Genomic DNA, 19,475 nt, shown 5'->3' on the forward strand with positions numbered 1-19,475 from the left:
CAAAAAATTATTGATGATACTCAATTTTTTCTCATGTTAATTTCCCCTTTTCCTGGGGTTGAGAATGCTGGTGCTTATGAAACCTAATTCCTAAAAAAACATCATACAGAAAGCTCCAAAAATTTTTTCCTTGCAATAATCCTAAAGATTGAGGAGAACCCTTAACATCTAAAAGTGGCTTCATAACTTCATAAGCAGGTTTGTAATTATACCAAGGTATAGAAGGCCATAAATGATGAATTAAATGGTAATTCTGTCCACAAATCAGAATATTGAGTAAGCCACTTGGATAAACTCTAGCATTGTGCCAGCGATCGCGTTCCTGGAAAGGACGATGAGGTAAATAATCAAAAAATAACCCTAGAGCTAAACCAACAACTAAAGCAGGAGAAAACCAATAATTTAAAATATAATCCAGAAACCCAAAATATATGGACACACCTATCATTGTGAACACTACTAAACGGCTAAAAAACCATTCCCATAGTTCAAATTTCCGCCAAAGTCGTCTTTTAAAAAAGAAGATTTCATGGTAGAAAAAACGGGCTGCAATTAGCCATAAGGGGCCACCAGTAGAAACAAAATGATCTGGGTCATTTTCTGGGTCGTTAACATGGGCATGATGCTGTAGGTGTACTCTTGTAAATACTGGGAAAGCAAAACCTAACATCAAGGCGCTGCCGTGACCTAAAATAGCATTAACTAAGCGATTCTTATGGGCTGAATTATGGGAAGCATCGTGAATTACTGTTCCTGCCATATGTAAGGCTAGAACATTCATCAAGAAGCAGCACCAGCCAGGAAAGTGCCAGTACCAGTAACCGCAGGTTGAGGAAATTATTATTCCTATAGCACTCAAAAACATGAGTAAGTTAGTATTTAAGCCTCCAGACGGGCTTAATAACTCTCTTGGGACTGTCGTTTGCAGCCCTGCCTCCAACATTTTAATTTGCACTCCTCTATATTGATTGAGACTTTTTTTATTACAATACGATATAGGCAAAATTTTGTAAAGATATATGAAATATTATTAATATAAACAAAATAATTAGAATCTTTGGTTATAGGAGAAATTAAATAAAGTTAATCGCGATCCCCATAAATTAGACCCCGATCCTAAAACTTAAATTATAAAAAATACAGATTGTTGCTAATTAAATAATTTTAAGAGTAAAAAGTAATTATTAATAGTTGCATTGACATCCTTTGAGTATGGTAGTCTAAGATATCAATCTCGCCCAGTAGTATAGTCATAAATAAATGTAGGCACTATTGTAACTTTGTCCCAGAATTAATCAACGTTCTTTAACTTTAATTATTAAATAAATAAATATCATTTGTTTTTTCAACATTAACATTATTATATATAGCGTAATTACTATTCAGAAATAATTAAAAATCCAAGATACCACTCTTAACCTATTACTGTTAAAACTTTGAAATTATGCAACTGCAAAATGGCTTACGCCGAACTAAAATTGTAGCAACTATTGGCCCATCTACTACTAAGCCTGATGTACTTCGGGAGTTAATCAAAGCTGGTGCAACAACCCTACGACTTAACTTTTCTCATGGAACCCATGAAGATCACCAACGCAGCATTCGATTAATTAGACAAACTTCTTTTGAACTAAATCAACCTGTAGCCATCTTGCAAGACCTTCAGGGACCAAAAATTAGACTAGGAAAATTTGAAAATGGTTCAATATCTCTAAAACGGGGCGATCCATTTATTTTGACCAGTAACTTAATGCCTGGAACTCAAGAAATGTCTTCTGTAACTTATGAACTCTTAGCAGATGAAGTGCCAGAAGGAGCAAAAATTCTTCTTGATGATGGCAAAGTAGAAATGTTGGTGGAAAAAGTAGACAAAGTACAGAAGCAATTACATTGTCGGGTTGTAGTTGGTGGTCCTCTTTCCAATAATAAAGGTGTGAATTTTCCTGGGGTTTATCTCTCAATTAAAGCACTGACAGATAAAGACCGAAAAGACTTAATGTTTGGTCTTGACCAAGGAGTAGACTGGGTAGCATTAAGTTTTGTGCGTAACCCCCAGGATGTCTTAGAGATTAAACAATTAATTGCTAATGCGGGAAAAAAGGTTCCTGTGGTGGCAAAAATCGAAAAACACGAAGCGATCGAACAAATGGAAGAAATTTTGGCTTTGTGTAATGGGGTAATGGTTGCTCGTGGTGACTTAGGTGTGGAGTTACCAGCAGAAGAAGTGCCACTTTTGCAAAAGCGACTGATCTCAACATCTAATCGAATGGGAATTCCGGTAATTACTGCTACTCAAATGTTAGATAGTATGGCGAATAACCCCCGTGCAACCCGTGCTGAAATTTCTGATGTGGCAAATGCAATTATTGATGGTACGGATGCAGTAATGTTATCTAATGAGACAGCGGTAGGTAATTATCCTGTGGAAGCGGTGGCAACAATGGCAACGATCGCCAAACGCATTGAGCAGGAAATTATCACTTGCAACGTTTCTAGTATGAATGATACAGGTCATTCAATTCCTAATGCAATTAGCCAAGCGGTGGGTCAAATTGCAGAACAGATAGATGCTGCAGCTATTATGACTCTGACTAAAACAGGTGCAACAGCGCGAAATGTTTCTAAGTTTCGACCAAAAACTCCTATTCTGGCAGTGACTCCTCATGTAGATGTTGCTAGACAGTTACAACTTGTTTGGGGAATAAAGCCATTATTGGTGTTAGACTTAGCTTCTGCTGGTCAGACTTTTCAATCTGCAATCAGTGTTGCTCAGGAGAAGGAGTTATTATTTGATGGAGATTTAGTGGTAATGACTGCGGGTACAATTCAAGGTGTGGCAGGTTCAACAGACCTGGTTAAGGTTGAGGTGGTGACTGCAGTGTTAGGTCAAGGTACTGGTATTGGTCAGGGATATGTTAGTGGTCGCGCTCGTGTTGCTCATAGTGCAAAAGAAGTCCGAGATTTTAACCCTGGAGAAATTTTGGTAGTTAATCATACAGATGCTGAATTTGTGGAGGTAATGCAAAAAGCTGCAGGAGTAGTAACAGAAGAGGATAGTATTACCAGTCATGCAGCAATTATTGGTTTACGTTTGGGACTACCAGTTATTGTGGGGGTGAAGAATGCTACCAGTGTGGTTCGCGATGGCACGATTTTGACTTTGGATGCTCACAGAGGTACGATATACTCAGGAGCTACTCGAAAATAGTTCATATTAAAGGTGAATGAATAGTCATAAGCTAAGACAAATTGTAAATTTTACTTCTGTGTTTCCTGTTGTCAGTTATTTATAAATATTCAACCGGACATGATATAAATATTCGATGTAAGAATTCAGGTCAGAGCGATCACTGTTTTATTTTTGTTTGATCTAAACAGGACTTACGCAACGGCACTAATTGCAGTGAGAAATCCAGAAAAATGCTGAGATTATATACCATATATAGTTGTACTGCGTAAGTCCTGCTAAAGTCACGATGCCTAGGAACTTTTTTCAGTATCGGTATATTTTTGTACCAGTTATGATGAATAATATTATGTTCGGACGGGTCAGTTATAAATAAAATGTAAGAACTGACAGTACCTAAGAAATACTGAAATTATCTTTACTTTTCTCGTTTCTTTCCTCTTTCTTTCCTCCTTTCCTCCCTCCTAACTTCTGACTTCTGAGAACTCACAACGGTTATTTATAAGTATTCAACCGATAGCGTAGTTCCCCAGGAGGAGGCACATGATATAACACCAATGAAGAAAACCACGTTCACCTAAAAGTTTTAGTATGATCCCAACGTTATGTTAAGCAAGCTAGTTAATAACGTTAAAACAGTTACAAGCCGACGATTAAGAAAAGAATTTTCAGCAACATTTTAACGCTATTTACTGGAAAGATGTTCTCTGGAATGGTTCCTATTTGATTGCTTCTGGCAGTGGGGTAACAATTTCCACTTTGAAAAAGTACATTGAAAACCAGAAAACCCCAGAATAATATTGTAAATTAGTGGGACATCGAGTCCCACTAATTTACCGCCAATTGATATCACACCAAATTAAAATTATGGTGTGATATCAATTGGCGGGTCAGCTAAAAAGATAAATTCCGACTAATAAATGGTATCAAAGCTATTCATTCTGACTCGGTGACTCGGTGCTCCTGACTCCTAAGAAATAACCTAGTTATTTGTAGCAAATATTGATCACGTTTGGTATAACACTGAATAATTGTCAGTGGGTGCAGATTTATAGACTCTGCACTTAATGGTAGTCGAAGGAAAAGTTAGGATATATCAAAAGCTTAAAACTCAGATAACGCAAGATTTTTCCTTCTCTCCTAGATAACTAAATGCTTTCTTCCTTCTTCCTTATGTTATACATACAAGTCCCGAAAAATATGCTTAGTGAATTAAAGCAAATGGCAACCCAGTCAGGAGCAACATAATAGGTACTGTTATAGCTGATTTTTCTTCAGAAATATTGGCAATTTTTTGACAACCACTATACATAGTTAAAATTGTATAACAAAGGGCAAAAATAACTAAAATAATACTAATTACCCAGTTATTGAAAACTCCGCTAAGTAGTACCATGAAACCTAGAGGTAATAGGGATGCACCTGCTGTAAATAAATCTCCTGTTAAACTACCATCAGCTTTGAAAATAAGTCTGGCAAAACCACTTGTAACTGTCAAATTTACAAAGGGAATAATACCGATAATTATTAATAATAAAAATTCTGTATGATTTGCTTTATCTAATCTCTGTAAAATTAGATTAGTTCCTACTACAAAGCAAAATTCAAATATTATGCCAAATAAAACTGCAACGTTAAATGCTCTTTTTTGTTCTAACTGAGTAAAAGCTGCTAATAAACCTCCTATGGGATTAGGAATAAAAATCTTTACTGCTATCCAAGCATCCTGAATAGTTGTCTGAAATATTTCTAGTATTTCTAACCATGAAAAATGGTCTAAACTTTTAATAGCTTCTAGCGCTCTTTGAGAATTAGCTTTATCACCTTGGTCTGCAAAAAGTTGAGCAGCTTTTCTGAAATCTATTATTGCCGGACGATGTTCTTGCAACTCTAGATAAACTAAACCACGTTGATAATAAACGTGAGCAAAATTCGGATTTATTTCTAGTGCTTTACTATAGTCTTCCATACCAGCTTGAATGTATCTTAATTTCATACGACATAGACCCCGATAATAATAAACTTCTACTAAGTATGGGTCTAAAAATAATGCCTTTGTATAATCAAGATCGGCACTCCGATAATCTTGCAGTTTATAATTAGCGAATCCTCTATGATATAAAACTTCTGCCCAATTAGGATTAATTTCCAGTGCTTTTGTGTAATCTGCTATTGCACCTTGATAATCTCCAAGCTGACTTTTTGCAACTCCTTGTTTATATAGTTCTTTGGCTTCCCCTACCGTTTGATCGTATTGCGATCGCTTCAATGGGTCAGAAAGAATTTCATACATTGAGTTGATTTCTTTGAATTTTTCTGCTGCATTTATATCCCCTGGATTTACATCAGGATGATACTGACGTGCTAGGCTATGATAAGCTTTTTTAATCTGTTCTGTAGAAGCATTTTTTGATACTCCTAGAACTTCATAATAGTTACACTCTTTTTCCATCTAACCCTAGTTTCCCAAAGCACTATTTTAGGCAATTATTGTTGATTATATCATAAAGTATTTCAATGCTTATTGGAAACAAGATATTTATCAATTTGCAAGAATTTATATATTGAATTTTTAACTTTATATCGATCGATGAGCATTAATAACAAATCCGGTTGAATACTTATTATATAGTTGGGAGAGATAGGAAAGTGGGAAGGTAGTCCGATTTAATATTTAAGTGTGGATATAATTAGAAAAATATACTGTATAATCGGATTCGATAATAACAACACATATTAAAGGTTGTATATAATAATTTCTCAAGTTTTGAAAAATGATCGTAATCAGGAAGAGAAAAAATACTAAGTAGAGCAGGAGCAAAAAAAAGACGTTGCATTTTTAATCGAAAAACCCCTAAAGGCAATAAAGATAAACTTTAGAGCTAATTGACAATTTGATACATATATCCCAAAATTTACCATGTTCTACTTATATCTAATTAATATAATAACTCCTAGATATACTACTCAGATATATTGTATTTTTACGGAAAAATTGTGCTCTAAAACCTCCCTTGTTAAAGGGATAAAATATTCCTGATGTCAAACCTTTTTATTGCAGAGGTAGCGATCGCTGAAACCAGCAGTTCCTCCGGAGGAGGCTAAGTGATAACTGAAATGACCGTTCTTTCTCTAGCAAGTTTCAGTTAATTTTGAACATCTATGGAATAGAGTAAATAAAAATACTGAAGAGATTGAATGTTAAAGCAGTTTTTCAATTGATGAGGTACATAATTTTGGAGCAATAGGGAATAGGGATGAAGATTAAACTAGATACCTGGTGGAAACTAAGTTTTTGCTCAGGCATTATACCAACCGTGAAAAAAGAATGTTACGAATAATACAGCGCTTTTCAGATTGATAAACCACATCGTCATAACCAACACTCTGTAGGGGCGAATGGCCATTCGCCCCCACTGTGTTCTACTGAAATCAAAACCGCTGTAAGTGCGATCAAAAGATTTTGTAGGAAATGTCTCTTTGACAAAAAAGAGAATTTACAACCTAAAAACTGGTATTGAAGTAATTCCCCTGTGACTCGGTCTGACTGAGTTCCCCTCCTGGGATCAGGGCTGTTTCAAAGTATTGTAGATTAACGATTTAAGGAGAACGAGAATAATGGAGATAGTGGAACAGTGAAATTTGCCAAAATTTGCCGATTTTTCAGCTAATAAGCGTCTTTAAGCTCTGAGAAAATATTTGGTTCAACACCGCTTAAAAGACTCCATCCCCATGTCTGGTGTGTCTCCGTGTCCCCGTGTCTATCGAGAACCCTGCCTCCTGGGAGGGGTTAGGGGTGGGTTGACTCCTAAGAAATAGCCTAACTATTTGTAGCAAACATTTATTAAATTGGTATTACAAGGGTTTGAGATTAATTATCGGAGATGTCTACTGTACATTACTATCTTAAAAAGTGCTTTAATATCAACAGGACTTACGCAAAGGCACTATATATAGTAGATAAAAACTATAGCACTATGGTATATATAGTGGCTTGAAGGGAAAAATGCGTAAGTCTTGATTAAGTGTAAGCAGACTCAAACAAACCATTGACACTCTCACCGTTAAATAAGTTAAATAAGTGCGATGATAACGGGTCGATCTCTTTCAACCTTAATGATAGCCTTTAAAATACCTTTATCTCTTTAACAGAAAAAGGAAAAATCTGGCGTTGTCTGAGTTTTAAGCTTTTGATACGTCCGCTCCCTTTCCTTCGACTGCTATATAGGACTAAAATTTTATTTTATGATAAAAAAAAGCAAATGTAACCCTAGTTTAGTAATATTATATATGGACGACTATTAAGCTTAATTATTTTGATTTTAGTTTTCTTACTGGGGCGGAAGGATTCGAACCTCCGAATGGCTGGACCAAAACCAGCTGCCTTACCGCTTGGCGACGCCCCAATTCGTCAACAGTTAATATAATAACACTTATATCCAGGGATTTGTCAAGTATTTTTTTGAATAATCTTGAAATTTTGAATTTTGAGGATTTATGGGCCTCATATCAAATCCGGTACCATCGGTGTAATTAGATTCTTATGGTCGGGAGTGTGGGGAGTGTGGGGCGATCAAGAAATATTTGGTAATGGTTGAAGATGGAACATTTTTTTATACTGAATTAAACGGATTAGCTTAACCTTTTATCATACCATATTTATCTGTATTATATCATGTCTCATATCATGTCCGGTAGCATCGGTCTTGTATAGCAAAGGTAAGGAAGAAGGAAGAAGGAAGAAGGAAGAAGAAAGAGGGAAGAGGGAAGAAGGCTACCCTCGCAAGAAAAAACCATCATTTCCTGTAGATATTCACCCTTGGGTTTACACAAACGATATAAACGGACATGATATCATTAAATAACTGTAATAAACAATCTTTATCCAACCTCGTAGGGACGTTGCATGCAACGTCCCTAAATTGCTACAAGCTACGAGCCAGTCTATAGTTTTGCTTTAGCTATTTGAATACTTGTCTTAGGGCTAAAACTCAACTACAAGCCGGACTTTTGAACCTTAATTACACTCCCTTACGCTGGATAAATGCGCAGACGTCGGTTAGGCTCATCTCCAAAACTAGAAGACTTCAAGCGATAATGCTCCACAAGTTCATGCTGCATCTTCCGCACCTTTGGAGACCGTGGCAAAAGTTCCACAGGTTGCCCCTTTGGAATCACAATTTGCTCCACTGCTAACCTTGCTTCCTCCAAAGCCTCCATATCATCTTCTGAAGCTGAAGCAGCAAACAAATTCAAGTCAGCAAATTCAGGAGTGCTAGGATCTTCCATATCCAATAACCGTCGCAGTGCCTTAGCAATTTGAGGCAAACCACTATTTTTAATCACATGAATAGGTACATGACGAGCCTTAGCAATATGCCGTAACTTAGACTGTTTCCGGGTGTGCGTTCGCAAAGCCAACACCACATCCGCACTATCAATATCCTTAGTCAAAACCACAGGCAAACCCAAAGTACTAATCACCTGTTCCATTTGATGACGTGGAATTGCATAAGGATAAATATGCAAAGGCAAATCCTCACCATTCGGACCCGTCGCCTGAGTTTCCCAACGCCCTGAGTTTACATTAGAAAACATCCCATTTCCCGAGAAAGACTCATCCAATAATTCTTCAAAAGACTTAGACTCAGAAACCTCTACTGATCGATTAACTTGACCTGTATTAGGCAATGGCATAATATAACCAGAATCACGAAAACCACCACGAGAAGTCAACATTCCCCCTGACTGTCCCAATAGCGATCCCGCATTCTGATTAACACCCCCACCCAATCTTGGAGTACTATTATACTCTCGTGTTATCTTCACCTCACCATTCTCATCCACAGTCCTCACTTGTGGATTAGGTTTCTGCCCCCGCAGCAAAGCATCAACAGTATCAGCCACCTGCTCGTGAACCACCCAACGTTGTCTTTCCAACATTTCCACAGCAATTTCAAAAGTTGGCGGTGCTTTACGTTCCAGAACAGTTTTTTGAGAACCCCGACGTCGTGCTTCATCATCACCCAAAGTTACAGCCTGAATACCCCCAATTAAATCGGAGAGAGTCGGATTTTTTACCAAATTTTCCATCTGATTACCATGAGCAGTCCCCACTAACTGTACGCCACGCTCCGCAATAGTTCTCGCTGCCAGAGCCTCCAATTCCGTACCAATCTCATCAATCACAATCACCTCTGGCATATGATTTTCCACCGCCTCAATCATCACTTGATGCTGTTGTTCCGGGCGAGCAACTTGCATCCGACGGGCACGACCAATAGCAGGGTGAGGAACATCTCCATCCCCAGCAATTTCATTAGAGCTATCAATAATCACCACCCGTTTTTCTAAATCATCAGCCAGCACCCGTGCAATTTCTCGTAGTGCCGTTGTTTTTCCTACACCAGGGCGACCGAGCATCAAAATCGACCTTCCGGTTTCCACTAACTCGCGAATCATACCAATTGTGCCAAAAACTGCCCGCCCCACTCGACAAGTCAAACCAATAACTTCTCCCGTGCGATTGCGAATAGCACTAATCCGATGTAGCGTTTGCTCAATACCTGCTCGATTATCGCTGCTAAAATCACCAACTCGTTCTATGGAATAATTGAGGTCTTTTCTAGAAATAGGAATTTCGCCCAGGTATTCTGCATGGGATGGAAAACGAGCTTCTGGGAGACGACCCAGATCCATCACAATTTCGATCAGGTTATTTCGCTGTTGATGTTGCAGTAGAGGCCGTCTAATTTGGTCTGGTACGATTTCTAGTAATCTATTAAGGTCGTCTGTAATCTGCATACTTTAGTTAAAAGTGACTTCTATTCTACTGGGTGAGAAAAAAGCTTTTGAGGCAAAAACTGAAACTATGATTTATATCATGTCCGGCGACTTACCGAATTATAAATCTTGAGGGGCGAGCTTAACACATACATACTGAAGTTTAAGCGTTTTTACCCTGATTTCAACCCGCCTTCTATTTCCATATCGGTATCAAAGAAAATTCTCTTATGGAAATTCATTACTAATTCCTCATTTGACTGAGATCCGATTTTTTAATTTGAGAAACCAGAGAGTTAGCTAAATTGACAGCTTCCCAAAGAAGTTCCGGTAAAACTTCCAGCTTTGTTAGCTGGGAATCATTAGTGAGTTCTTTGGCATGAAAGCTAGTTGTACCGTAGGCAAATTCAATTGCCTGCAGCTGTGATTTGTGCATTTTTTCTAATTTTTCCAAAATTGGTGACAACAAAACGCGGGCATAGCTACCATAAGCTACACCAGATACAAATCTATTTTCCGGAATATAAGTATTAAAATTTTTAGCAGAGTTTCCCTGTTTGTTATTCTCAGATGCTAACAAACCTTTAGCAACAAGCTTGGCTACAGTAAAATTATTTGTGCCTCCTGCTAACTGTACATACCCTGGTAGTTTTGCATTCAGCACCTTTTGACTTAATGCGATCGCCGCCATTGTGCTACCTGCCCCAATATCTCCACTCATCGGTTTACCATCAGTTTGCCAGATTAGAGCGCAAGGAAGAGGAGAAATAATTTCATACAAACTTTGTAAATATTCTACTAGCCCTTCTCCATCAGGGCAACTAATAGCAATTAGTTTTAATTGATTTATCCAAGGTTTTATGCTTTTCCAGAGTCGCTGAAAATCACTTTCTCTTCCCACTTTGGTGTGAATTTCAATGGCATCTACACCAGTCTGCAATACTAATGATGCAATAGAAGTAGGAGTAGATACATAAGAACGAGCCTGTATTAGTTGCTTAGGGCATACAGACAAACATCTTCCACAACCATAGCAAAGTTCATCTATAACCCCTGAATTACCAGAAGTGATAGTATCTCTATCTTCAGAAAAAACTATAGCCTCTGCCGGACAAACTTTCTCACAAGGTCGCCAGCAGTCTGTGGGGCAAACAGTAGGGTCAAACTCAGCTTTCCGGAAATGAGGATCTTCTCCATCATTAATACTTACCATTATCCATGGTACTGTTTGGTAGCCAAATCCCTGAGACTTGGCCCAAGATTGGAGACCACTTGCAATCTGTAAAGCCTGCCCAGCAGAAGTGATCGCCGCCGGATCGGCAGCCACATCAATACAATCTGCACCTGCCAAAGTATAAGCTAATGTTAAATTTCTTACTGTTGGCAGGTGTTGGAAGCTGGCCCCACAGATTAACTTAAACCAGTGGCCTTTTTTTAGCGAAATTAGGGGAGAATAGCGTTCTCTCACGCTTTATATAGTAGAGCCTTTAGCTCAAAAAAATTTGAAGTACAAAGATAAAATGTTAGCTCAAAAAATTCTTTAAGCAGCCACCAAAGCATTTTGAAGTGGTGTCCATCTAAAGAAGCGCTCGCCACCCATTTCCACTATCACCTTAACTCGTGGTTCTGATTTAGGTAGGACAGTTAAATACTCAATTTCTTGACTAGATAGAATCTGACCCTCTATAATCCACAAAACCAAACCCTTAGCTTTAGGTGGTAAGTGTTCCAATTTATAGCTCACAATTGGCGGTACATAGTAAACATAACCAACTGCTGGGCCATTGCCCATACTTTTCTTACCTAAGTGAGGAGGTCTGACTCCATGCACCCCTGTCAGATACATGGCCAAATCTCCAAGACCTCTAGCAGTAATATTGTGACTTACATAGCCAGAAGCCCTTAACCGACGTTGATAACGCCCTTCAAACCCTCCTTCCAAAGGAACATAAACGGCCAAAGACCCGGACTTCTCCAAATCCTTAATCATTCCTCGACCAGTCGTAATCAGTGCCATGCTCAATCTTGTCCCTAATTTTTAAATTGTAGGTGATTATATCTGGATTATAGTTGTTTAAACCAAAGATACTTGTCTTCCTAGCGACCTGAAAAAAAATTATTTAAACTACTAGACAAGTCTTAGTAAATACTATAAAATTATATATTGTCGCCGAAAAAAAAGTGATATATTAGGTAAGTATGGCCTATGTTAACTCCTATGGGGGTTGTACAAAGGTTAATAAATAACTACTTAGCTAGCTACTTCAACTTTAAAAATCAAGAAATAGTCAGTTTTGATAAGTTTTACTTCCTAGAAAAAAAGGATACTGATTAGCAAGCTACTCAAGTCCTGGCGACCATAAAACTAAGAACTAGAGCTAAAGACAAAAAGCTAAAAAATAATAGCTGGTAAATATAAGTATTATCGTTATTATTCAACGATGATATTTCATCGTCATGGGGAGTATTAGTTCTAAAATTTCTCTAGTACTTTACTGGTTTAATACTAAGAATATTTTTAATTCTGATGTTATCTTAAAAAGCATCAAAGTTGATAATCAACTTGGTTGAAACAGTAAAACCTATCATAAATGTTGAAAGAGTTCGAGCCGTTATCATCGCTCTTATTTAACGGTGAGATGAATTTCAACCAGAAAAATAATCGTATGCGCGCACATTTTTGGCGTCATAATCGAATCAATAGCCGTGGGGCACACGGTTGAATAAAAAGCTTGCGGAGATGGTCTAACGGGGGTGCAATTCGGTTTATTTGATTTGTTATCTAGTTAAGAATCTGTGAAACAAGAATTTCCCGTTATAATCGCGTGATTTAACGGTGAGAGTGTCAACCTAATAAAATCAAACAGAAGTTAAGTATTACTAGCAATAGACTTAGGCGATCGCTCCTAAGAAATAGTCAGAAAATTAACCACTGTTGTAATTAAGATATCAGGATAAGTTTAAACAATTAATTATATGTAAATAGTATGATTTATTAATTATTTATTAGGTATAAAACTATCTGTAAAAAAAAATAAATTATTTCAATTAAAAAGCCTTTCCTGACGGAATGCTCCGTAAACAGAGACCTAATACAAATTTTTAAGCTGATAGCTAGTTAAAAAACATTATTGTTGTAGTGGATAAAAAAAAATAGGAGAGCGACAGTGGCAGTTGGTATCCTTGGCAAAAAACTAGGCATGACACAAGTATTTGAACCTGAAACAGGAGCAGCAATTCCTGTAACAGTAGTACAAGCAGGTCCATGTGTAGTTACCCAAATCAAAACCGAACAAACAGACGGCTATACTTCAATTCAAATAGGATATGGAGAAGCCAAAAATAAAACCCGTCAACTCAATATCAAAGAACCAAAAGAAGTTAATAGATACTTGACTAATGCTCAACAAGGGCATTTAGTTAAATCAGGCGGTATTCCCTTACGTCATCTACGAGAATACAGAGTAGAAAACACAGGTGACTTTGAACTAGGTCAACAAATAAAAGTCGATCTATTTGAAGCTGGCCAACTCGTTGATGTTACAGGAAAAAGTATAGGTAAAGGCTTTGCTGGTTATCAAAAACGTCATAACTTTAGACGTGGACCAATGGCTCACGGTTCCAAAAACCATCGTTTGCCAGGCTCCACAGGTCCAGGAACAACACCAGGGCGTGTTTATCCAGGTAAGAAAATGGCAGGACATTTAGGAAACGTGCGAGTCACTACTAGAAAACTCAAAGTAGTGAGAATAGATACAGAAAGAGACCTATTGCTGATAAAAGGAAGCATTCCTGGTAAACCAGGCACATTAGTTAGCGTTGCTCCAGCCACAATAGTAGGTCAAAAATAAAAAAAATTTTTGAGAAAAAAAGATGGTTGATTGTGTCATAAAAAACTGGCAAGGTGAAGAAGTTGGACAAGCAACTCTCAACTTACGAGTAGCAAAAGAAGAAAGTGCAGCTCATGTTGTTCACAGGTCCTTAAGACTACAAATGGCGAATAACCGCCAAGGAACAGCTAGCACAAAAACAAGATCTGAAGTCAGAGGTGGAGGTCGTAAACCTTGGCGACAAAAAGGAACAGGTAGAGCAAGAGCAGGTTCCATCCGTTCGCCTCTATGGCGTGGTGGTGGTGTAATCTTTGGGCCGAAGCCAAGAGACTACTCTCATAAAATGAACCGCAAGGAAAAACGTCTAGCACTAAGCACCGCCTTTCAAAGTCGTTCAGAAGACTTAATTGCGGTCGAAAATATTTCCGAGCAATTAACAAGACCGAAAACCAAAGAATTAGTCGAAGCGATCGCTCGTTGGGGAGTAGAACCAGAATCTAAAGTTCTGCTGGTATTAGAAGAGAAACAAGAAAATGTATATCTCTCAGGTCGTAATATTGCGAAACTGAAAATCTCCCTAGCTAATAACTTGAATATTTACGATATTCTAGAAGCAGATAAAATCATAGCTACAGCAGCAGCAATAGAGAAAATTCAGGAGATGTATGGGGATAAAAGTTGATTCACGAGACTTAGTAGATATAGTCAAATGTCCAGTTGTTACAGAAAAAGCTACTAGATTAATGGAACTAAATCAATACACATTTGATGTAGATCCAAGGGCAACAAAGCCAATGATCAAAGCAGCAATTGAACAACTATTTGAGGTAAAAGTAACAGGTATGAATACCCTAAATTTACCAAGAAAAAAGAAAAGAGTAGGTAAATTTCAAGGCTTCAAACCTAGATATAAAAGAGCTATTGTCAGCTTAGAAGATGGAGAACCAATTAGAAAAGTTCTATTCCCAGACCTCTAAAAAAACTCAACTCAATTTAAAATCTTTAAATCTGTAAAATCTCAAGTGGCATAGAAAATTAATTATGGGTATTCGTTCCTATCGACCCTATACACCAAGTACCCGAGAACATAGCGTATCAGACTTTGCTGAGATAACTACCTCAACACCAGAAAAATCTCTGGTAAAAAACAAGCATAGACGAAAGGGTCGTAATAACCGTGGTGTAATTACCTGTCGTCACCGAGGCGGAGGTAGCAAGAAACTATATCGTGTTATTGACTTCCGTCGTAACAAACATAATATTCCGGCCAAAGTAGCATCAGTAGAATACGATCCGAACCGGAACGCCAGAATAGCACTACTACATTATCAAGATGGAGAAAAACGTTATATCCTTCATCCTGTAGGATTAAAAGTTGGTGCATCCATTATTTCTGGCATAAACGCTCCAATAGAAATTGGCAACGCATTACCTCTGAGTCAAATTCCTCTGGGTACAGATGTTCATAATGTGGAACTTGTTCCAGGTAAAGGAGGACAAATAGTCCGTGCTGCTGGTGCCGCTGCTCAATTGGTAGCAAAAGAAGGCGAATATGTAACAATCAAACTCCCTTCTGGCGAACGGCGTAAAGTCAGAGCAAGTTGCTACGCCAGTATTGGTCAAGTAGGCAACATCGATCATCGAAATATTAGCTTAGGAAAAGCAGGTCGCAATCGCTGGAAAGGAAAGAGACCAACAGTTAGAGGTAGTGTGATGAACCCAGTCGATCACCCTCATGGTGGTGGTGAAGGCCGGGCACCAGTCGGTAGAAGCGGACCAGTTACTCCTTGGGGTAAGCCAGCATTAGGTCTGAAAACTCGTAAGAAGAGAAAACGGAGTGATGCTTTAATCGTACAACGTCGTCGTAAATCCTCTAAACGAGGTAAAGGTGGACGGCAAAGCTAAAATCAGTATCTGGTTGATGAGCGTTAACTAAGTCAGAAGTTGTTTTTGTAACGGGGATCTGAGCAATTCCCAAAAAACATTTTGCCTTAAAAAGCGGGGTTGCGCGACTCAATTATTTTGATAAATCTAATATAGTTCATCAACTTGAGCAATTCTGACTTCAGTGAAACGGCATAACAGCTCTAACTGGAATTGTATTAAATCAATCATAAATTAAATTATGGCTCGATCATTAAAAAAAGGACCATTCATCGCAGATCATCTATTGAAAAAAATAGAAGATTTAAACGAGAAAAATCAAAAACAAGTAATTAAAACTTGGTCAAGAGCTTCAACTATTATCCCAGATATGGTAGGTCATACGATCGCAGTACATAACGGACGTCAACACGTCCCGGTGTTCATCTCCGATCAGATGGTAGGCCATAAATTAGGGGAATTTGCACCGACTAGGACATATCGAGGTCACGGCTCAGATAGAAAATCTAAAAGATAAATAGAAAACTCGTTGAAATTGATAATTGGAGAAAGGTATGCCTGTAGATACCAGTGAAGAAGTAAAAGCAGTAGCACGTTACATCCGAATGTCTCCCTTTAAAGTGCGACGCGTACTTGACCAAATTCGTGGGATATCTTACCGGAAAGCGTTGATTATACTTGAATTTATGCCATATCGTTCCTGCGACCCAGTGCGAAAAGCATTGCGTTCAGCAGCAGCGAATGCCGAGCATAATAAAGGAATAGATCCAGAAACTTTAGTTGTATCCAAAGCTTTTGCCGATCAAGGGCCTTGTTTGCCACGCTACCGACCCCGCGCTCAAGGTCGTGCTTACAGAATTCGTAAACCTACTTGTCACATTACAGTTGCAGTAGCTCCTGTAGTTGATTAGTAAAGAAAGGAATTTGAACGATTACAAGACATTAATTTAAGTATAGAAGTAATGGGACAAAAAATACATCCAATTGGTTTTAGATTAGGCGTAACCCAAGAGCATCGCTCTCGTTGGTACGCTGATGCTAAAAACTACCCAGAACTGTTGGAAGAAGACCACAAAATTCGTAAATATGTCAAGCAAACTTTGGCAAATGCAGGCATCTCTCAAATCAGAATTGAGCGAAAAGCAGACCAGATAGACTTAGAAGTTAGCACCGCTAGACCAGGTGTAGTGGTTGGTAGAGGTGGTGCAGGTATTGAGTCTTTGAGAGTAGGTTTACAACAACTTTTGGGTAGCAACCGTCAAATCAGAATCAATGTTGTTGAAGTGACAAAAGTAGACACTGATGCCATGCTTATTGGTGAATACATTGCTCAACAACTAGAGAAAAGGGTTTCTTTTCGTAGAGTTGTACGTCAAGCTATAACTAGGGCTCAAAAAGCTGGTGTAGAAGGCATAAAAGTGCAGGTAAGTGGAAGAGTCAATGGAGCAGAAATTGCTCGTACCGAGGTGACAAGAGAAGGTAGTGTGCCATTGCATACATTGAGAGCTGACATTGATTATGCTTACTGTACTGCTAAAACAATTTATGGCATCCTGGGAATCAAGATTTGGATCTTCAAAGGAGAAATTATTCCTGGTCAAGAAGATATGGGAAATGCTCAAGTAAATCAACCAAAACGTAGACAACAAAAACGTCGTCAGCAATATGAAGACAGGTCTAACGAAGGTTAATGAAGTTAGAAGTCAGAAGTCAGAAGTTGTTTTTGTAACGGGGATGCGCGAGCAATAATCCAAAAACATTTCGCCATTTCCAGGCGGGGTTTTAGAGCCAATTATTTTGATAAATAACTTCAAAGCATTTAACTGACTTTCTAGGAAAATACTAAATTAAGCAGTAAATAGTAGACTATGTTAAGTCCTAAAAGAACAAAATTCCGTAAACAGCAACGCGGACGAATGAGAGGTAATGCAAATAGTGGCAATAGTATTGCCTTCGGTGAATTTGCTCTCCAAGCATTAGAACCTTCTTGGATTACTTCCCGTCAAATAGAAGCTTCCCGTCGTGCGATGACTCGTTATATCCGTAGGGGTGGGAAAATTTGGATTCGTATATTTCCAGATAAACCCGTGACAATGCGAGCCGCAGAAACCCGTATGGGTTCCGGTAAAGGGGCCCCAGAATATTGGGTAGCAGTAGTTAAACCAGGACGCATAATGTTTGAGTTAGGTGGAGTTGCAGAAGACATCGCCCGCGAAGCTATGCGTTTAGCATCATTTAAGTTACCAATTAAGACTAAGTTTATTACACGCGAGGGAGATTTCTAGATGCCTTTTCCTAAAGTAGAAGAAGTTAGGAATTTGAGTGATGAAGAACTTGTCGCTGAGATAGTAAAAGTTAAGCGAGAATTGTTCGATTTACGAATGTTAAAAGCTACCGGAAGGTTGGAAAAACCTCACCTGTTTAAATACAATCGTCATCGACTGGCTCAATTGTTAACAATAGAAAGAGAACGAGAATTAGTTAAAGAAGCAGAAGCTTCTACTCAAGAAGTAGCAGCATCAGTTTCAAGTACATCTGTTGAAACAGCAGATAGTCCAGAATAAAAAATTAAAAACTTAATATGTGTTGCAATTAGTAAATTATTAATTGTTGACATTTTACAAGTATTTATCGGGAAAATTAAAGAACACTTTATTACTCATAAAACAAGGAAAATTATGGCAGCTAAAGAAAGAGTAGGTGTAGTTGTCAGCAACAAAATGGACAAAACAATAGTGGTGGCGATCGAAAACAGGTCTGCTCACCCGAAGTACGGCAAAACAGTCGTGAAAACTAAAAAATATAAAGTTCACGACGAAGAAAATAAATGTAACGAAGGCGATCGCGTTCGGATTACAGAAACTCGTCCCATGAGTCGTACTAAACGTTGGCAACTTGCTGAAATCCTAAATTCCAAGATTAGTTAATGGTTGGTTTTATTGGTCGAATAAAACTATTAAAATTAACAAATCAATTAACTTTAATTCTAACACATCTATAAAACATCACAGAGACAGCAATGATTCAACAACAGTCCATATTAAATGTAGCTGATAATAGCGGTGCCCGAAAATTAATGTGCATCCGTGTAATAGGTGGTGGCAATCGTCGCTATGCTCGTATAGGTGACGTTATAATAGCTGTAGTCAAAGACGCATCTCCTAACATGGCTGTCAAAAAGTCAGATGTAGTGAGAGCTGTTGTTGTCCGTACTAGGAAAGGTTTACGTCGAGATACTGGTATGAGCATTAGATTTGATGATAATGCAGCAGTAATTATCAACCAGGATGGAAATCCACGAGGGACTCGTGTATTTGGCCCAGTAGCTCGTGAATTACGAGACAAAAATTTTACTAAAATCGTATCCCTAGCACCGGAGGTACTGTAAATGGCTAAAAAGAAAAAATCTCAAATGAGCGCACAGGGAAAACCTATACGCTATAAGATGCACGTTAAGAAAGGTGACACAGTTCAAATAATTGCCGGAAAAGATAAAGGCAAAGTAGGCGAAATTCTGAAGGTGTTGCCAAAAGTTAGCAAAGTTGTAGTGAAAGAAATTAACGTCAAAACAAAGCACGTTAAACCTCAGCAAGAAGGAGAGTCAGGTAAAATTGTTACCATTGAAGCTCCGATTCATAGTTCTAACGTTATGCTCTACTCTAGCAAAGAAAAAGTAGCTAGTCGCATTTGTTATACATTTACAGATGATGGTCGCAAAGTGCGAAAGCTCAAAAAAACAGGAGAAATTATTGATTAAACAGACCAAAATCAAATTACTTTATTACTAAGTA

General features: G+C 38.1%; 19 protein-coding genes, 1 tRNA gene and 1 pseudogene. 15 read left to right on the plus strand and 6 right to left on the minus strand.

What is annotated here, in order from left to right; translation table 11 throughout:
- Positions 1-31 precede the first annotated feature (31 nt).
- Positions 32-943 carry a beta-carotene hydroxylase gene (gene crtR / locus F6K06_RS08635; protein WP_124145141.1) on the minus strand — a complete coding sequence of 304 codons (912 nt, stop codon included), beginning with the start codon at positions 941-943 and terminating at the stop codon, positions 32-34.
- A 501-nt stretch (positions 944-1,444) separates the two neighbouring features.
- Here crtR and pyk point away from each other — a divergent pair.
- Positions 1,445-3,208 carry a pyruvate kinase gene (gene pyk / locus F6K06_RS08640; RefSeq protein WP_124145137.1) on the plus strand — a complete coding sequence of 588 codons (1,764 nt, stop codon included), beginning with the start codon at positions 1,445-1,447 and terminating at the stop codon, positions 3,206-3,208.
- A gap of 651 nt (positions 3,209-3,859) precedes the next feature.
- Positions 3,860-3,985, plus strand: a pseudogene (locus F6K06_RS34530) (transposase); the annotation flags it as partial.
- 406 nt (positions 3,986-4,391) lie between these two features.
- Here F6K06_RS34530 and F6K06_RS08650 read toward each other — a convergent pair.
- The gene (locus F6K06_RS08650) at positions 4,392-5,639 is read right to left on the minus strand and encodes a J domain-containing protein (protein WP_124145136.1); all 1,248 of its coding nucleotides are present in this window, start codon (positions 5,637-5,639) and stop codon (positions 4,392-4,394) included.
- A gap of 1,882 nt (positions 5,640-7,521) precedes the next feature.
- Positions 7,522-7,593, minus strand: a tRNA-Gln gene (locus F6K06_RS08655).
- Positions 7,594-7,893: 300 nt separating this feature from the next.
- On the opposite strand from F6K06_RS08655, the gene F6K06_RS08660 reads away from it, so the two are divergent.
- Positions 7,894-8,052, plus strand: a complete 159-nt coding sequence (locus tag F6K06_RS08660) for a hypothetical protein (protein WP_287241282.1) — start codon at positions 7,894-7,896, stop codon at positions 8,050-8,052.
- 166 nt (positions 8,053-8,218) lie between these two features.
- Here the strand turns inward: F6K06_RS08660 and F6K06_RS08665 are convergent, their stop codons facing one another.
- From F6K06_RS08665 to F6K06_RS08675, 3 genes are all read right to left on the minus strand, one after another.
- The gene (locus tag F6K06_RS08665; RefSeq protein WP_287241284.1) at positions 8,219-9,991 is read right to left on the minus strand and encodes a R3H domain-containing nucleic acid-binding protein; all 1,773 of its coding nucleotides are present in this window, start codon (positions 9,989-9,991) and stop codon (positions 8,219-8,221) included.
- Between the two features lie 223 nt (positions 9,992-10,214).
- Positions 10,215-11,438, minus strand: coding sequence for a circadian clock protein LdpA (ldpA, locus tag F6K06_RS08670; RefSeq protein WP_124145134.1), 1,224 nt, complete (start codon positions 11,436-11,438; stop codon positions 10,215-10,217).
- A 72-nt stretch (positions 11,439-11,510) separates the two neighbouring features.
- Positions 11,511-11,987, minus strand: a complete 477-nt coding sequence (locus tag F6K06_RS08675; RefSeq protein ID WP_287241285.1) for an NAD(P)H-quinone oxidoreductase subunit N — start codon at positions 11,985-11,987, stop codon at positions 11,511-11,513.
- A 1,150-nt stretch (positions 11,988-13,137) separates the two neighbouring features.
- On the opposite strand from F6K06_RS08675, the gene rplC reads away from it, so the two are divergent.
- From rplC to rplX, 12 genes are all read left to right on the plus strand, one after another.
- Positions 13,138-13,821 (plus strand): 50S ribosomal protein L3, encoded by a 684-nt coding sequence (gene rplC / locus F6K06_RS08680; protein ID WP_124145132.1) that lies wholly within the window; start codon positions 13,138-13,140, stop codon positions 13,819-13,821.
- 22 nt (positions 13,822-13,843) lie between these two features.
- Positions 13,844-14,482, plus strand: coding sequence for a 50S ribosomal protein L4 (rplD, locus tag F6K06_RS08685; RefSeq protein ID WP_124145131.1), 639 nt, complete (start codon positions 13,844-13,846; stop codon positions 14,480-14,482).
- A complete protein-coding gene (locus F6K06_RS08690) occupies positions 14,466-14,777 on the plus strand; it encodes a 50S ribosomal protein L23 (RefSeq protein ID WP_124145130.1) in 312 nt (103 codons plus the stop codon). Before rplD ends, F6K06_RS08690 begins: the two co-directional genes overlap by 17 nt.
- Before the next feature lie 64 nt (positions 14,778-14,841).
- A complete protein-coding gene (rplB, locus tag F6K06_RS08695) occupies positions 14,842-15,705 on the plus strand; it encodes a 50S ribosomal protein L2 (protein WP_124145129.1) in 864 nt (287 codons plus the stop codon).
- 220 nt (positions 15,706-15,925) lie between these two features.
- Positions 15,926-16,201: a 30S ribosomal protein S19 gene (rpsS, locus tag F6K06_RS08700; RefSeq protein WP_124145128.1), complete on the plus strand. Its 276-nt coding sequence runs from the start codon at positions 15,926-15,928 to the stop codon at positions 16,199-16,201.
- Between the two features lie 37 nt (positions 16,202-16,238).
- Positions 16,239-16,595 carry a 50S ribosomal protein L22 gene (gene rplV / locus F6K06_RS08705; protein WP_124145127.1) on the plus strand — a complete coding sequence of 119 codons (357 nt, stop codon included), beginning with the start codon at positions 16,239-16,241 and terminating at the stop codon, positions 16,593-16,595.
- Positions 16,596-16,646: 51 nt separating this feature from the next.
- The gene (gene rpsC / locus F6K06_RS08710; protein WP_124145126.1) at positions 16,647-17,375 is read left to right on the plus strand and encodes a 30S ribosomal protein S3; all 729 of its coding nucleotides are present in this window, start codon (positions 16,647-16,649) and stop codon (positions 17,373-17,375) included.
- A gap of 177 nt (positions 17,376-17,552) precedes the next feature.
- Complete coding sequence (rplP, locus tag F6K06_RS08715; RefSeq protein ID WP_124145125.1) at positions 17,553-17,969, plus strand: 50S ribosomal protein L16; 417 nt, start codon at positions 17,553-17,555, stop codon at positions 17,967-17,969.
- The gene (gene rpmC, locus F6K06_RS08720) at positions 17,970-18,248 is read left to right on the plus strand and encodes a 50S ribosomal protein L29 (protein ID WP_124145124.1); all 279 of its coding nucleotides are present in this window, start codon (positions 17,970-17,972) and stop codon (positions 18,246-18,248) included.
- A gap of 114 nt (positions 18,249-18,362) precedes the next feature.
- Entirely contained in the window at positions 18,363-18,611 is a 249-nt protein-coding gene (gene rpsQ / locus F6K06_RS08725) for a 30S ribosomal protein S17 (RefSeq protein ID WP_124145123.1), read from the plus strand.
- Positions 18,612-18,703: 92 nt separating this feature from the next.
- Positions 18,704-19,072, plus strand: coding sequence for a 50S ribosomal protein L14 (gene rplN / locus F6K06_RS08730; RefSeq protein ID WP_124145122.1), 369 nt, complete (start codon positions 18,704-18,706; stop codon positions 19,070-19,072).
- Positions 19,073-19,441 carry a 50S ribosomal protein L24 gene (gene rplX / locus F6K06_RS08735; RefSeq protein ID WP_124145121.1) on the plus strand — a complete coding sequence of 123 codons (369 nt, stop codon included), beginning with the start codon at positions 19,073-19,075 and terminating at the stop codon, positions 19,439-19,441.
- Positions 19,442-19,475: the final 34 nt, after the last annotated feature.

This window comes from Okeania sp. SIO1H4 (assembly GCF_010672695.1).
In the GTDB taxonomy this organism is placed as follows: domain Bacteria; phylum Cyanobacteriota; class Cyanobacteriia; order Cyanobacteriales; family Microcoleaceae; genus Okeania; species Okeania hirsuta.

Bases quoted from the DNA above. Each gene is read 5' to 3' on its own strand.
- crtR (WP_124145141.1), bottom strand. From the start codon at position 943: ATGTTGGAGGCAGGGCTGCAAACGACAGTCCCAAGAGAGTTATTAAGC.
- pyk (WP_124145137.1), top strand. From the start codon at position 1,445: ATGCAACTGCAAAATGGCTTACGCCGAACTAAAATTGTAGCAACTATT.
- F6K06_RS08650 (WP_124145136.1), bottom strand. From the start codon at position 5,639: ATGGAAAAAGAGTGTAACTATTATGAAGTTCTAGGAGTATCAAAAAAT.
- F6K06_RS08665 (WP_287241284.1), bottom strand. From the start codon at position 9,991: ATGCAGATTACAGACGACCTTAATAGATTACTAGAAATCGTACCAGAC.
- F6K06_RS08675 (WP_287241285.1), bottom strand. From the start codon at position 11,987: ATGGCACTGATTACGACTGGTCGAGGAATGATTAAGGATTTGGAGAAG.
- rplD (WP_124145131.1), top strand. From the start codon at position 13,844: ATGGTTGATTGTGTCATAAAAAACTGGCAAGGTGAAGAAGTTGGACAA.
- F6K06_RS08690 (WP_124145130.1), top strand. From the start codon at position 14,466: ATGGGGATAAAAGTTGATTCACGAGACTTAGTAGATATAGTCAAATGT.
- rplB (WP_124145129.1), top strand. From the start codon at position 14,842: ATGGGTATTCGTTCCTATCGACCCTATACACCAAGTACCCGAGAACAT.
- rpsS (WP_124145128.1), top strand. From the start codon at position 15,926: ATGGCTCGATCATTAAAAAAAGGACCATTCATCGCAGATCATCTATTG.
- rplV (WP_124145127.1), top strand. From the start codon at position 16,239: ATGCCTGTAGATACCAGTGAAGAAGTAAAAGCAGTAGCACGTTACATC.
- rpsC (WP_124145126.1), top strand. From the start codon at position 16,647: ATGGGACAAAAAATACATCCAATTGGTTTTAGATTAGGCGTAACCCAA.
- rplP (WP_124145125.1), top strand. From the start codon at position 17,553: ATGTTAAGTCCTAAAAGAACAAAATTCCGTAAACAGCAACGCGGACGA.
- rpmC (WP_124145124.1), top strand. From the start codon at position 17,970: ATGCCTTTTCCTAAAGTAGAAGAAGTTAGGAATTTGAGTGATGAAGAA.
- rpsQ (WP_124145123.1), top strand. From the start codon at position 18,363: ATGGCAGCTAAAGAAAGAGTAGGTGTAGTTGTCAGCAACAAAATGGAC.
- rplN (WP_124145122.1), top strand. From the start codon at position 18,704: ATGATTCAACAACAGTCCATATTAAATGTAGCTGATAATAGCGGTGCC.
- rplX (WP_124145121.1), top strand. From the start codon at position 19,073: ATGGCTAAAAAGAAAAAATCTCAAATGAGCGCACAGGGAAAACCTATA.